At 48.0% G+C, this 12,728-nt stretch carries 11 protein-coding genes; 7 read left to right on the top strand and 4 right to left on the bottom strand.

Features of this window, described 5'->3' with window-relative positions; genetic code table 11:
* Positions 1-2 precede the first annotated feature (2 nt).
* The 3 genes from KDM87_RS13545 (at position 3) to ppa (ending at position 2,998) form a co-directional block, all read left to right on the top strand.
* Positions 3-1,166, top strand: a complete 1,164-nt coding sequence (locus KDM87_RS13545; RefSeq protein ID WP_212679584.1) for a uroporphyrinogen-III C-methyltransferase — start codon at positions 3-5, stop codon at positions 1,164-1,166.
* Positions 1,167-1,169: 3 nt separating this feature from the next.
* On the top strand, positions 1,170-2,366 hold the full coding sequence (locus KDM87_RS13540; protein WP_212679583.1) for a heme biosynthesis protein HemY: 1,197 nt from the start codon (positions 1,170-1,172) through the stop codon (positions 2,364-2,366).
* A gap of 101 nt (positions 2,367-2,467) precedes the next feature.
* Complete coding sequence (ppa, locus tag KDM87_RS13535; protein WP_212679582.1) at positions 2,468-2,998, top strand: inorganic diphosphatase; 531 nt, start codon at positions 2,468-2,470, stop codon at positions 2,996-2,998.
* Between the two features lie 108 nt (positions 2,999-3,106).
* On the opposite strand, the gene KDM87_RS13530 is transcribed toward ppa, so the two are convergent.
* Both KDM87_RS13530 and KDM87_RS13525 read right to left on the bottom strand, forming a co-directional pair.
* Complete coding sequence (locus KDM87_RS13530; protein WP_230407790.1) at positions 3,107-4,144, bottom strand: serine/threonine protein kinase; 1,038 nt, start codon at positions 4,142-4,144, stop codon at positions 3,107-3,109.
* A gap of 31 nt (positions 4,145-4,175) precedes the next feature.
* Positions 4,176-5,336 (bottom strand): GNAT family N-acetyltransferase, encoded by a 1,161-nt coding sequence (locus KDM87_RS13525; protein ID WP_212679581.1) that lies wholly within the window; start codon positions 5,334-5,336, stop codon positions 4,176-4,178.
* Positions 5,337-5,363: 27 nt separating this feature from the next.
* Between KDM87_RS13525 and KDM87_RS13520 the strand changes: the two genes are divergently transcribed.
* Genes KDM87_RS13520 through KDM87_RS13510 form a run of 3 tightly spaced genes read left to right on the top strand, consistent with a single transcriptional unit; the run spans position 5,364 to position 8,499 of the window.
* Complete coding sequence (locus KDM87_RS13520; protein WP_212679580.1) at positions 5,364-6,977, top strand: NAD+ synthase; 1,614 nt, start codon at positions 5,364-5,366, stop codon at positions 6,975-6,977.
* Positions 6,978-6,992: 15 nt separating this feature from the next.
* The gene (locus KDM87_RS13515; RefSeq protein ID WP_186885856.1) at positions 6,993-7,331 is read left to right on the top strand and encodes a P-II family nitrogen regulator; all 339 of its coding nucleotides are present in this window, start codon (positions 6,993-6,995) and stop codon (positions 7,329-7,331) included.
* Positions 7,332-7,359: 28 nt separating this feature from the next.
* The gene (locus KDM87_RS13510) at positions 7,360-8,499 is read left to right on the top strand and encodes an ABC transporter substrate-binding protein (protein WP_230407789.1); all 1,140 of its coding nucleotides are present in this window, start codon (positions 7,360-7,362) and stop codon (positions 8,497-8,499) included.
* A gap of 21 nt (positions 8,500-8,520) precedes the next feature.
* On the opposite strand, the gene KDM87_RS13505 is transcribed toward KDM87_RS13510, so the two are convergent.
* Both KDM87_RS13505 and trxB read right to left on the bottom strand, forming a co-directional pair.
* Entirely contained in the window at positions 8,521-9,156 is a 636-nt protein-coding gene (locus tag KDM87_RS13505) for a Smr/MutS family protein (protein WP_212679579.1), read from the bottom strand.
* Between the two features lie 14 nt (positions 9,157-9,170).
* The gene (gene trxB / locus KDM87_RS13500; protein ID WP_212679578.1) at positions 9,171-10,118 is read right to left on the bottom strand and encodes a thioredoxin-disulfide reductase; all 948 of its coding nucleotides are present in this window, start codon (positions 10,116-10,118) and stop codon (positions 9,171-9,173) included.
* Between the two features lie 246 nt (positions 10,119-10,364).
* On the opposite strand from trxB, the gene KDM87_RS17970 reads away from it, so the two are divergent.
* Positions 10,365-12,710, top strand: coding sequence for a DNA translocase FtsK (locus tag KDM87_RS17970; protein ID WP_212679577.1), 2,346 nt, complete (start codon positions 10,365-10,367; stop codon positions 12,708-12,710).
* Positions 12,711-12,728 lie beyond the last annotated feature (18 nt).

Genomic DNA, 12,728 nt, shown 5'->3' with positions numbered 1-12,728 from the left:
GTATGAATGAACAGCAAACAAACACAGGGGGTTCTTTGCCTTCTCAAAGCCCTGATCAATCCGCGGTCGCAACTGCGGCCAATTCACTTCCGGCTTCTTCGTCAAGCAGTTGGACTCATCCTGCCTTTCTGATTTCAGGCGTCTTAGCCGTATTGTTGGCTGCGCAATGGTGGTCTTCTCAAAATCAGATCAGTGCTCTGAAAGAGGAGGTTGCGCGACGTTTGCTGAGTACTGACACGGCAAGCAATGAAACGAAGTTGCTGGCTAAAAATGTGCAGGAAACGACAAAAGAAATTCAGGCCAAAGTTCTTTTGATTGAAAGCAAACAAATTGAATCCCAAAGCCAGCAACTGGCTTTGGAGCAGTTGTATCAGGATCTGTCAAAAAATCGCGACGAGTGGGCATTGGCAGAAATTGAACAGGTATTGGCGACAGCCAGTCAGCAATTGCAGTTGGCAGGTAATGTTCAGGGTGCGTTGATTGCATTGCAGAATGCAGACGGGCGTCTGGCTAAATCTGACAAGCCTCAGTTCATTACGATCAGAAGAGCAATCGCGAAAGACATTGATCGTCTGAAGTCTTTGCCGGCACTTGATTTGCCAGGTATTGCGTTACGCCTCGACAGCGTCATTACACAGGTTGATCATATTCCTTTGTGGGCAGATGAGAAGTCAGTGGTTTCTCCAACGCCGCCAAAAGCACCATTGAGAATTATTCCAAAAACTCAGCGTGTATCGAAGCAGGATAAGCAGGACAAGAAAGTGGCCGAGGTTGAGGAGAGTACTTTCTCTATGCGTTTACAAGATGCATGGCAGAGTTTTTCCAGTGAGATGTGGGGTGAGGTTAAGCAACTGATTCGTGTCCGTAGTGTGGAAACGCCTGATGCTTTGCTGTTGACGCCGACGCAATCCTATTTTGCGCGGGAGAATCTTAAATTGCGTTTGCTGAATGCCAGACTTGCCTTGCTGGCCAGAAATGAGAGCGTTTTCCGTAGTGACTTAGTCTCTGCGCAAGATGCGATTTCAAAGTATTTCGATACCAGAGCGAAGCAGACGCAGAATGCACAAGCCTTATTGCGCCAGGTTCAGGGTAGCAATCTGTCGATAGAAATGCCGAATCTGTCAGAAAGTTTAAATGCAGTACGCAACTACAAAGTGAAGCCTTAACGTATGCGAATTTTTATCCGGCTTCTGATTCTGTTTTCTCTTGCCGTTGGTCTGGCGATAGGTGCGCGTTTCAATCCAGGAAACGTCGTATTGTTTTATCCGCCTTACAGAATCGATTTATCTTTAAATTTATTTCTCTTTTTGGTGGCAGTGCTGTTTCTGATTGTCTATGCGATTTTTGGAGCAATCGTCACCACTCGTAAGATGCCAAAGAAAGTGGCAGCTTACCGCCAGCAGAAGCGTGAACGTGATGGCAACAAGGCTTTGCGTGAGTCGCTCAAGACTTTGTTTGAAGGACGTTTTGGATATGCTGAGAAAGCGGCGATCCGTGCAGCTGAACTACAAGACAATGCTGGGGTGGCCGCACTGATTGGTGCGCGTGCGGCGCATCACATGGGGCAATTTGAGCGCAGAGATCTGTGGCTGGCGGGAATTGAAGCTGACAACAACTATAAAGTCGCCAGACTGGTCAGTGCGACTGAGCTGTTGGTTGATCAGCATCAGTCAGATAAGGCGCTTGAAGCAGTTAAAGAGCTACATGCCAATGGTAGTCGCCATATCCAGGTGCTGCGTTGGGCGTTGAAAGCAAATCAGCAGGCGAAGAAGTGGGGAGATGTACTGAAACTGGTTCGTACTCTCGACAAACATCATGCCCTGCATCCGGCGCTCTCGAAACGGCTGAAGGAATTAGCCTACGAGGATTTGTTAAAGGGACATGACCATGACGCTGAGTCTCTGCGGCGCGTCTGGTTTGAAATCCCTGCAAATGACAGAAAATCAGCCTTTATCGCATATCAGGCAGCGAACGCTTTTAATGCCAGAGGTTTGTTTGATGAGGCACGTTCTATCGTTGAGAAAGCGCTGACAGAGGATTGGGATGAGCGCCTGTTGCGGGCTTATCGCGATGCCGCCGCTGCAGAGGGTTCGGCCGCATTGTTATCTCAGATTGAACATTGCGAAAAATGGTCACTGAATCACCCGACTGATCCTGAACTGGCGTTAACGCTGGGTGTGCTTTGCTTGCGTCAAAAATTATGGGGCAAGGCACAACGACACATGGAGCAAGCCTTGTCTGACGCGGTTTCAGCCCGGACGGTGACAGAATCGAATCTGAAATTGGCACAGTTGCACGAGGCGCTTGGACAAGATGAAGAGGCTGCCTACCATTACCGGCAATGTGCAATAGCTACGACGCTGTAATTTGGCTGGCTTATCTTTTGCGCCGCACAAATATAGCGATAAACCCGATATAATTTTGCCCGGTAAATTGAATTTATTGATATCTATTAAGAAAGAGTGACATGAGCTTGAATAACGTACCAGCAGGTCGTGATCTGCCAAATGACTTTAACGTCGTCATTGAAATTCCAATGAATGCAGATCCGATCAAATACGAGGTCGATAAAGAAACTGGCGCCATTTTTGTTGATCGTTTCATGGGTACTGCAATGCACTACCCATGTAATTATGGTTATGTTCCGCAGACGATTGCTGGTGATGGCGATCCGGTTGACGTATTGGTGATTACACCATTTCCTTTGATTCCAGGGGTTGTTGTTCGTTGCCGCGCCATTGGCGTATTGCAAATGACGGACGAAGGTGGTGAGGATGCGAAAGTATTGGCAGTTCCTGTCGATAAAATTTTGCCGATTTACACACATTGGCAAAAACCTGAAGATATGAATGAGCTGCGCCTGAAACAGATTCAACATTTCTTTGAACACTACAAAGATTTGGAAAAAGGCAAATGGGTGAAAGTCGAAGGTTGGGGCGGCCCGGAAGCGGCGAAAAAAGAGATTCTTGACGGCGTTGAAAATTTCAAAAAGCTATAGAAATAATTAAGTTACCCTCAAAAAACGCGGTTATTCTGGCCGCGTTTTTTATTCAGAATCAATAGGGTTTTGTTTGCAATTGCATACAAAACCAACACTGACAAGACCTTAGCGTGGCAGGTTTAGTATGACCGCAAAGGCAATTGCAATCAGTATCGCAGCCAGACTAAGCCAGAGAAGAGTATTGCTCTCCGCGCTGGTGTTGTTCTCTACACCGTCAGGACTGATTTTCCCTCTCTTGCGTTTCAGTCTTTTATCCCGATCCAGTACTTTTTGTAAATCATCAGCCATCTCGCGTGCGGTCTGGTAGCGATCACTCAGCTCTTTTTGCATTGCTTTCATTACGATTCTTGAGAGTGATTCAGGTATCGCTGGATTGATTTCTGACGGTGCCTTCGGTGTTTTATACGCGATCTGATTTAGCAGTTTATCTATGTCGTTACTTTGAAATGGTTTTTGCAAGGTCAGCATTTCGTACATGACTGCGCCGAGGGAGTATATATCTGTCTGCGCATTCACCTGTTTTCCCAAGGCCTGTTCCGGAGACATGTAGTTAGGTGTACCGAGAATATTATTATTGAACAGCGTTACATTTGCTGGTTGGTTTTCATCCAGCAAGCGATTCGGTGCGCGGGCGATACCAAAGTCGACTACTTTCGGTTGATTATTCGTCAGAATAAAAATATTGCCAGGTTTGATATCTCTGTGAATAACTGCTTTTTCATGGGCATAGGCAAGCGCATCCGCAATTCTTTGAATGATATCTGTAGTTTCAATGGAGTCGAAAGTGCGTCCCGCAGCCAGCATCATTTTTAAATCTTGTCCACCAAGGAATTCCATCGCGATAAATGTCGTACCTCCTTCGCTGGAAGCATCGAAGATTGTTACAATATTCGGATGGGAAAGCCTGCCGGCTGCCCGCGCTTCGTTGATGAACTGTTGTTCGCGCTGTTTCTTGTCCGCCGCGTTCCCGGTCGCGTTCAGTATTTTGATGGCAACATCCCGGTCGATGACGGGATCATGACCCCGAAAGACGGTGCCATTCGATCCTGTGCCTAGCTTTTCAGTCAGGTAAAAGCGACCAGCGCGTTTGTGCATATTCATTGCGTTACTCGGATTATCGGATGTTGTTTTATTTTTTTGCATGCCAGCAGGATGCCTTGATGCCTCTTAAATTTCAAGTGGATTGTTTATACGGATTATGTTCATTTAAATCATCCAGATAGAGTTCTATGCCGTTTGTTTCTCTTTGCAGAAAATTTGCTACAGCGTTGCTGAACTCGGGGTGTTTCAGAAAATGCGCCGATGCAGTCTTTTGCGGCAGAAATCCTCTGGCCATCTTGTGTTCCCCCTGGGCTCCGCCTTCAAAGGTCTGGATATGCTTTTGAATGCAAAATTCTATTGCCTGATAATAAGCCGTCTCGAAATGCAGGCAAGGATAATGCTCAATACAACCCCAGTAACGACCATAAACTTTGCTCTGATTGAATATTAACAACGACGCTGCAATTTTCTTTCCATCTTTAATCGCAAAAATAAGATGAATGTGCTGCGGCATTGTGCGGCCAATTTGTGTGAAAAACTCAAGATTCAGGTAAGGTTTTGAGTGATGATTTTCATACGTGGCATCGTAACAGCGTTTGAAAAAAAGCCAGTCTTCCTCGTTCGCATCCAGGCCTTGAATATGCGAGAAAACAATTCCGAGTTCTTGTACTTTTTTTCGCTCGGCGCGGATATTTTTGCGTTTTTTCTTACTCAGCGTATTCAGAAAGCTGTCGAAGTCAGAATGCTGAGCATTTTGCCAATGAAATTGTACTCCCGCTCTGATCAAAAAACCTGCGTTTTTCAGCGGTGTTATTTGATTTTCATCAGGAAACAGAATATGACACGAGGAAAAGTCCCCTGACAGAGTGAGATTTTTCAGACTTTCCAGCAACAAGTTTCTGACCGTACTATCGCTCGCAATAATTCTGCTGCCAGTCACAGGAGTGAATGGTATCGCAGACAGTAGCTTGGGGTAGTACGGCAACCCATGCTGTTGATATGCCTGTGCCCATGACCAGTCAAACACATATTCACCATAAGAGTGTGTTTTCTGATAAAGCGGGCAAGCGCCAACCAAGGTTTTATCTTGCCATATCGTTAAATAATATGGATACCAGCCAGTTTTTGCCGAGGCCGATCCGGATGAGTGTAAGGCGTGCAAAAAAGCATACGAAAGAAAGGGATTGGCGGACGGATCGGATTTCAGCAAATTGTCCCATTGTTCTTGTCCAATATCAGAGAGAGAACTTGCGAAGCCCATGCGATAATACTGGTCGATAGAAACTAATTCCATTTTTTGATTTTTTCAAATTGCACAATTATGACGCTTAAAGTTGCCATTGCTCAGATGAATAGTACGGTCGGTGATCTGGCCGGAAATGCCGCGAAAATAGTAAATTATGTCCGCCAGGCAGCTGAGCAGGGAGCCGATATTGTTGTTACACCTGAGCTGTCTTTGGTTGGTTATCCTCCGGAGGATTTACTGTTAAGAGCCGGGTTTTATTTGCAAACACAGCAGGTGTTATCTGATGTGACTGCGCAGCTTGCTGCATTCAAAGATATTTATGTGTTGGTCGGGCATCCTGAAGCCAGAGATGGACGTCATTTTAATGCGGTTTCCGTTTTGCTTAATGGCAGTGTCATTGGATGTTACTTTAAGCGCAATCTGCCGAATGACATGGTATTCGATGAAGTCAGATATTTTTCTGCGGGTTCTGATGCTTGCGTGTTCGATGTTAAAAGCGTGCGTTTTGGTATCAATATTTGTGAAGATACCTGGTTTAAAGACGCTCCTCTGGCGGCCAGGAATGCCGGGGCGCAGGTATTGTTGGTGCCAAATGGCTCGCCATTTCACATAGATAAGCAGCAGCAACGTCTTGATGTGATGCGCGCGAATGTCAGCACTACAGGCATGTCACTTGTTTATGCAAATTTATTGGGCGGCCAGGATGAACTGATTTTTGATGGAAATTCCTTTGTTTTAAATTCGCAAGGGGAACTCGTCGCGCAGTTGGCGCACTGCGAAACGGCTTTGCAAATCATAGAATTTGACAGTGCGCAGCCTGTGCCTCAGCAACTGCCTGAATTGGGTTCAACAGAATCGCAGGTTTATCATGCGCTGGTACTTGGCGTGCGCGACTATGTGACAAAAAATGGATTTCCCGGCGTTTTGCTGGGGTTGTCCGGTGGCGTTGATTCTGCGTTAACCCTGGCGATTGCGGTCGATGCATTAGGTGCAGAAAAAGTCAGGGCGATCATGATGCCTTCACCGTACACCGCAGACATCTCTCTGTTTGACTCCCGTGATATGGTTGAGCGTCTTGCTGTACGTTACGATGAAATTTCAATCGGAGCTTGTTTTGACGCATTCAGAAGCACCCTGAGCGCAGAGTTTGCTGGCTTAAAAGAAGATACGACAGAAGAAAATATTCAAGCGCGGATCCGCGGCACGATACTGATGGCCTTGTCCAATAAGTATGGTTCCATCGTGCTGACGACCGGCAATAAAAGTGAAATGGCCGTTGGTTATTGCACCTTGTATGGGGATATGGCTGGTGGTTTCGCCGTGATCAAGGATATTCCTAAAACACTGGTATACCGTTTGTGTGCGTACAGAAACAGCATTACAGAAATTATTCCTGAGCGGATTCTGACGCGCCCGCCATCTGCCGAACTGCGCCCAGATCAAACCGATCAGGATTCTTTGCCGCCCTATGAAATACTCGACGGCATCATGCAGTTGTACATGGAACAAAATAAATCCCGTGCCGATATTATCGCAGCAGGATATCGCGAAGAGGATGTTGAACGAATTACGCGTTTGATTAAAATTAACGAATACAAACGTCGTCAGGCGCCCATCGGTGTGCGGATTACTCACCGTGCTTTTGGTCGTGACTGGCGCTACCCGATCACCTCAAAATTCAGAGACTAAAAAAGGAAATTTATTATGAAACAAATTACAGCAGTCATTAAACCATTTAAGTTGGACGAAGTCCGCGAAGCCTTGGCTGATGTCGGCGTAACAGGTCTGACTGTGACCGAAGTAAAAGGCTTTGGTCGTCAAAAGGGTCATACTGAGCTGTATCGCGGTGCCGAATATGTTGTGGATTTTTTGCCGAAAATTAAAGTGGAAGTTGTTGTAGACGACAACATTTGCGATAACGTTGTTGATGCCATTATTAAAGCGGCGCATACTGGAAAAATAGGTGATGGCAAAATTTTTGTGCAGAACGTTGAGCAGGTGATTCGCATTCGTACCGGTGAAACTGGTTCTGAAGCGGTCTGATTTATTACTTAAACTGAGTGCAAGCAATATGATGGCATCCAAATTACTCACGGCTGTATTCGCAGCGCTGTTGGCTATGCCAGCTGTCGCGGAAAATGGCGTTAGTGAGCACAAAATTATTATCGGCCAGTCTGCTGCTTTTTCGGGACCTGCAGCGCAACTGGGAATACAGTTGCACGCAGGGGCGAAAGCCTATTTTGATCACGTGAATAGCACTGGCGGCGTATTTGGTCGTAAGATCGAAGTCATTAAACGTGACGATAAATACGAGGCCGACATTGCTGCTGCCAACACGAAGGCACTGATAGACACTGACGATGTATTTGCCTTGTTTGGCTATGTCGGCACGGCAACCAGCAACGCCGCAACGCCGATATTCACACAAGCTAAAGTGCCATTCTTTGCACCTTATACTGGTGCTCAGTCTTTGCGTGAACCTTTCAATAAGTTGATCTTCAATGTCCGAGCCAGCTATTTTGACGAAACCGAACATCTGGTTGATCGTCTGGTGAATACCGGGCTTAAAAATATCGCTGTGTTCTATCAAAATGATGCCTACGGCAAAGCAGGATTAACCGGTGTAGAGCGTGCGCTGAAGAAAAAAAATCTTCCTATTGTTGATACTGCAACGGTAGAGAGGAATAGTCTTGATGTTGCCAAAGCAGTTGAAAAAATGATGGCAAAACGTCCCGACGTTATCATCCAGATCAGTGCCTATTCTTCTTCTGCAGCGTTAATTAAAGAGATGCGCCGATTGGGTTATACCGGTCAGTTTTATAACGTCTCTTTTGTCGGTAGTCAGGCATTGTCGGATGCGTTGGGTAAAGATGGTTCCGGTGTTGTTGTATCGCAGGTCGTGCCTTTCCCTTGGTCTGCAGCGAACGCAACTGTCGTAGGTGAATACACGAAAATCATGAATAAAGCCGGCATTAAAGACCTGAATTTTTCCAGTCTGGAAGGTTTTATTGCGGCAAAGGTATTTGTAGAAGGTTTGCGTCGTTCTGGCCAGAATTTGACCCGCGAAAAATTGATTTCCTCTTTAGAGTCGTTGAACACTAAGAGTTACGATGCAGGTGGTTTTGATATTAACTTTTCATCGTCGAATCACAATGGTTCAAAATTTGTTGATATGACCATGATAGGCAAAGACGGAAAATTCAAGAACTGATAAAAAAAGGCCTGAGGAAACTCAGGCCTTTAATAATACGATCAGAGCACCTGATCCACCATCTGCTGCAGTCGCCTGACTAAACGCCAGCACCTCATCCTTCTGAATCAGCCAGTTCCGTACTTTATGTTTCAGTACGGGTTCTTTATTGACAGAACCCAGGCCTTTTCCATGAATGATTCGTACGCAACGGACTCCATTTCTACCGCATCGCCGCAGAAAGTCACCCAGACTGTCTCTGGCCTGATCGCGGCGCAGACCATGCAAATCTAATTGCGCCTGGATCACCCAGTGCCCCTTGCGTAATTTTCTGACGACATCGACCCCAACTCCGGGACGGGTGTAGCTCAAATTTTCATCGGTTTCCAGTAATGAATCCGCATCGAATTCATCAGAAAGCGATTCTTGTAATGCTGCTTTCTCATCGGCGATGTATTGAAATGGTATTGGTGCCGGGCGTACTGGAGTTGCCTGATGCTTGACCGCCACTTTCAATGGCTCAACCGAACCTATGCTGGAGCGGAAAATATTCGCTTCTGCTTTTGTTTTCTTTTCCTGCTCCAGACGTTCTGCTTCAGCGCGCAGTTTGGCTTCCTGTTGTGTTTTGAGTTGCTGACCCAGAGATTTTAGGTCAGCAAAATTTTTCAGCGACGACATGGCTTTCGTCCTGATTATTCTTCCAGATAACGCTGTGCATCCAGTGCTGCCATACAGCCTGTACCTGCACTGGTAATCGCCTGACGGTAAACATGATCCTGCACGTCACCAGCCGCAAATACGCCGGGAATATTGGTCGCGGTTGCCATACCTTCGGTGCCGGTGCGGGTTTTGATATAGCCGTTGTGCATTTCCAACTGACCTTCAAAAATGCCGGTATTCGGTTTGTGGCCAATCGCGACAAACACACCATGGACAGGCACTTGTGTGATGACGTCATCCGCCGATTTGATATTTACGCCGGTGACACCAGAATTATCCCCGGTGACTTCGTCCAGCGTGTGATTCCATTTGACTTCTACTTTGCCTTCAGCAACCTTTGCCATCAGGCGGTCGATCAGAATGGCTTCAGCGCGGAATTTGTCGCGACGGTGAATCACTGTGACTTTGCTGGCGATATTTGACAAATACAACGCCTCTTCGACAGCGGTATTGCCGCCACCGACAACCGCCACATCTTTGCCGCGATAGAAGAACCCATCGCAAGTGGCGCAGGCTGAAACACCTTTACCCATAAAGGCTTGTTCCGAAGGTAAACCCAGATATTGTGCTGAAGCACCAGTGGCGATAATCAGTGAATCACAGGTGTATTCGCCCTGATCGCCGATCAGACGGATAGGCTTTTCATCGAGCTTGGTGGTGTGGATGTAATCGAAAATAATTTCAGTGTTAAAGCGTTCTGCATGTTGCAGAAAACGCTGCATCAGTTCGGGGCCCTGCACACCCAGCGGATCTGCTGGCCAGTTTTCGACGTCCGTTGTCGTCATGAGCTGCCCACCTTGTTCTACGCCAGTGATCAATACCGGATTAAGATTGGCGCGGGCGGCATAAATAGCGGCGGAATAACCCGCTGGACCTGAGCCGAGAATCAATACGCGAGCGTGTTTTTTAGATGTAGACATGAGCAGACCTGCATAAAAAGAGTTGAAGGGGAGGCCAGACGGGATAATCGATGCCTTATTTGCTTGCAGATGGTGCTGTCGCAGCAAAAAGCAAGCGACGGTGGGCTTATTTCATTTCCATCTGCAGATCAGCGCAAATTATAGTCTATCCTCTGGCGCTGCGTGAGGCGCCCAGTGTTTGGCGAGCGGCCTCTAACATGCTATCTTGTCAGTCTTTGGTTGTCTGGATGAACATTTTCCTGATTTATGACTACAAGTAACAGCGAAGCCTACACCCGTAGCAGTAAAAGCCCGCCGCCCCCGCCACTGCCAAATAAAATGGTGGTGTTGCTGATGGAGGCGCGCTGGCTCGTTTTCGCTGCTTTAAGCGTTTGCCTGATATTGATACTCGCCAGCTATTCAAAAGCGGACCCAGGCTGGTCACAGTCGAGCATCGTTCCTAAAATCCATAACGTGGGCGGAAGATTCGGTGCCTGGCTGGCCGATGTCGTTTTGTACGTGTTCGGTTTTTCTGCCTGGTGGTGGAGCGTCGTTTGCTTGCGTCAGGTCGTGAAATCTTATCGGCGTCTGGCTGATCGGCTATCGATGCAAGTCGAAACGAAAACTGGTGAAGAGGAAGGCTTGCCTTACCTGCTGGCGCGCATCACCGGATTTGCCCTGTTGATTTGCGGCAGCATGGGGCTGGAGTTTTTGCGCATGCACACGCTGAGCCTGCCATTACCATTGGCTCCCGGCGGTGTACTCGGCAATGTAATTGGTTCTGCCGCATACAGCGCCATGGGTTTTACTGGCGCGACACTGGTGTTACTGATGGCGATGGCCTTAGGTATCAGCTTGTATTTTCAAGTGTCTTGGCTGACGATTGCAGAAAAAACCGGTGCGGCGATAGAAACCGTTTTTGTGTTCATACAAAATAAATATTCAGCAGCAGAAGACCGCCGTGTTGGTCAGACAGCCGCAGTCAAGCGCGAAGAAGTGGTCGTGCAGGAACGTGCGAAGATTGTGGAAGCATCACCGATACGTATCGAGCCTCAGGTGGTTGCCGTGCAGCGTTCTGAGCGCGTGGAAAAAGAGAAACAGGTTTCTCTGTTCAATGAACTGCCAGACACGAATTTGCCACCGCTTTCTTTGCTCGATGATGCGCCGCCGGTGCAAGAAACCGTCAGTGTGCAGACGTTGGAATTTACCAGCCGTCTGATAGAGAAAAAACTCTCCGATTTCGGGGTCGATGCCAAGGTCGTGGCCGCTTATCCGGGGCCGGTGATTACCCGTTATGAAATTGAACCTGCAACCGGTGTGAAGGGTAGTCAGATCGTCAATCTGGCGCGCGATCTGGCGCGCTCATTGTCGCTGACCTCGATACGCGTGGTGGAAACCATTCCCGGTAAAAATTACATGGGGTTGGAATTACCGAATCCTAAAAGGCAGATTGTCCGCCTGACCGAAATTCTCGGCTCTAAGATATATCACGACAGCGCTTCCAGCCTGACCGTGGCGCTTGGCAAAGATATTGCCGGTAACCCGATTTGTGCCGATCTGGCAAAAATGCCGCATTTACTGGTGGCCGGTACGACCGGTTCCGGTAAGTCTGTCGGCATTAATGCAACGATATTGTCGCTGCTGTACAAGTCTGATCCTAACGACGTGCGCATGATATTGATCGATCCTAAGATGCTGGAAATGTCGGTCTATGAAGGCATTCCGCATTTGCTGGCACCGGTGGTGACCGATATGCGCCAGGCTGGGCATGCATTGAACTGGGCGGTGGCCGAAATGGAACGCCGCTATAAGCTGATGTCGAAACTGGGTGTGCGTAATCTGGCTGGTTATAACGTCAAAATTGCTGAGGCGGCAAAGAAAGAACAGCATATTCCGAATCCATTCAGTCTCACGCCGGATGCGCCGGAGCCGCTCGACAAATTGCCGACCATCGTCATCATCATCGATGAGCTGGCCGACCTGATGATGGTGGTCGGTAAAAAAGTCGAAGAGTTAATCGCCCGCATTGCGCAAAAAGCGCGCGCGGCGGGTATACATTTGATTCTGGCGACGCAGCGACCATCGGTGGACGTGATTACCGGCCTGATCAAAGCGAATATTCCTACCCGTATCGCGTTTCAGGTCAGCAGTAAAATTGACTCGCGCACGATTCTCGATCAGATGGGCGCGGAAACGCTGCTCGGTATGGGCGATATGTTGTACATGCCGCCCGGAACCGGTTTGCCGGTGCGGGTACACGGTGCGTTTGTGTCGGATGAAGAAGTGCATCGTGTGGTCGAGCATTTGAAAGCCCAGGGTGAGCCTAACTATATCGAAGGCATACTCGAAGGCGGAACGCTGGAAGAGGGGGGCGAAGGCGGCGCTGCGGGCGAGATTGCCGGTGGTGGCGAGGCCGATGCCTTGTACGATCAGGCTGTGGCGATCGTGCTGAAAAACCGCCGCGCTTCGATTTCGCTGGTACAGCGGCATTTGCGTATTGGTTACAATCGCGCTGCCCGCTTGCTGGAACAAATGGAACAAAGCGGTGTCGTATCGACGATGCAGTCGAACGGTAACCGTGAAATTCTGGTTCCGGTTGGAAATGCTGAGTAGCCATGGATAGCCGCCACA

The organism is Cognatundibacterium rivi, from assembly GCF_018139565.1.
Taxonomy (GTDB): domain Bacteria; phylum Pseudomonadota; class Gammaproteobacteria; order Burkholderiales; family Burkholderiaceae_D; genus Undibacterium; species Undibacterium rivi.
Note: the sequence above shows the minus strand (reverse complement) of the source record. Positions and strands in the feature narration are given on the sequence as shown.

Excerpts from the sequence above, each read along its gene's own strand:
- KDM87_RS13545 (WP_212679584.1), top strand. The coding sequence starts at position 3 with ATGAATGAACAGCAAACAAACACAGGGGGTTCTTTGCCTTCTCAAAGC.
- KDM87_RS13540 (WP_212679583.1), top strand. The coding sequence starts at position 1,170 with ATGCGAATTTTTATCCGGCTTCTGATTCTGTTTTCTCTTGCCGTTGGT.
- ppa (WP_212679582.1), top strand. The coding sequence starts at position 2,468 with ATGAGCTTGAATAACGTACCAGCAGGTCGTGATCTGCCAAATGACTTT.
- KDM87_RS13530 (WP_230407790.1), bottom strand. The coding sequence starts at position 4,144 with ATGCAAAAAAATAAAACAACATCCGATAATCCGAGTAACGCAATGAAT.
- KDM87_RS13525 (WP_212679581.1), bottom strand. The coding sequence starts at position 5,336 with ATGGAATTAGTTTCTATCGACCAGTATTATCGCATGGGCTTCGCAAGT.
- KDM87_RS13520 (WP_212679580.1), top strand. The coding sequence starts at position 5,364 with ATGACGCTTAAAGTTGCCATTGCTCAGATGAATAGTACGGTCGGTGAT.
- KDM87_RS13515 (WP_186885856.1), top strand. The coding sequence starts at position 6,993 with ATGAAACAAATTACAGCAGTCATTAAACCATTTAAGTTGGACGAAGTC.
- KDM87_RS13510 (WP_230407789.1), top strand. The coding sequence starts at position 7,360 with ATGATGGCATCCAAATTACTCACGGCTGTATTCGCAGCGCTGTTGGCT.
- KDM87_RS13505 (WP_212679579.1), bottom strand. The coding sequence starts at position 9,156 with ATGTCGTCGCTGAAAAATTTTGCTGACCTAAAATCTCTGGGTCAGCAA.
- trxB (WP_212679578.1), bottom strand. The coding sequence starts at position 10,118 with ATGTCTACATCTAAAAAACACGCTCGCGTATTGATTCTCGGCTCAGGT.
- KDM87_RS17970 (WP_212679577.1), top strand. The coding sequence starts at position 10,365 with ATGACTACAAGTAACAGCGAAGCCTACACCCGTAGCAGTAAAAGCCCG.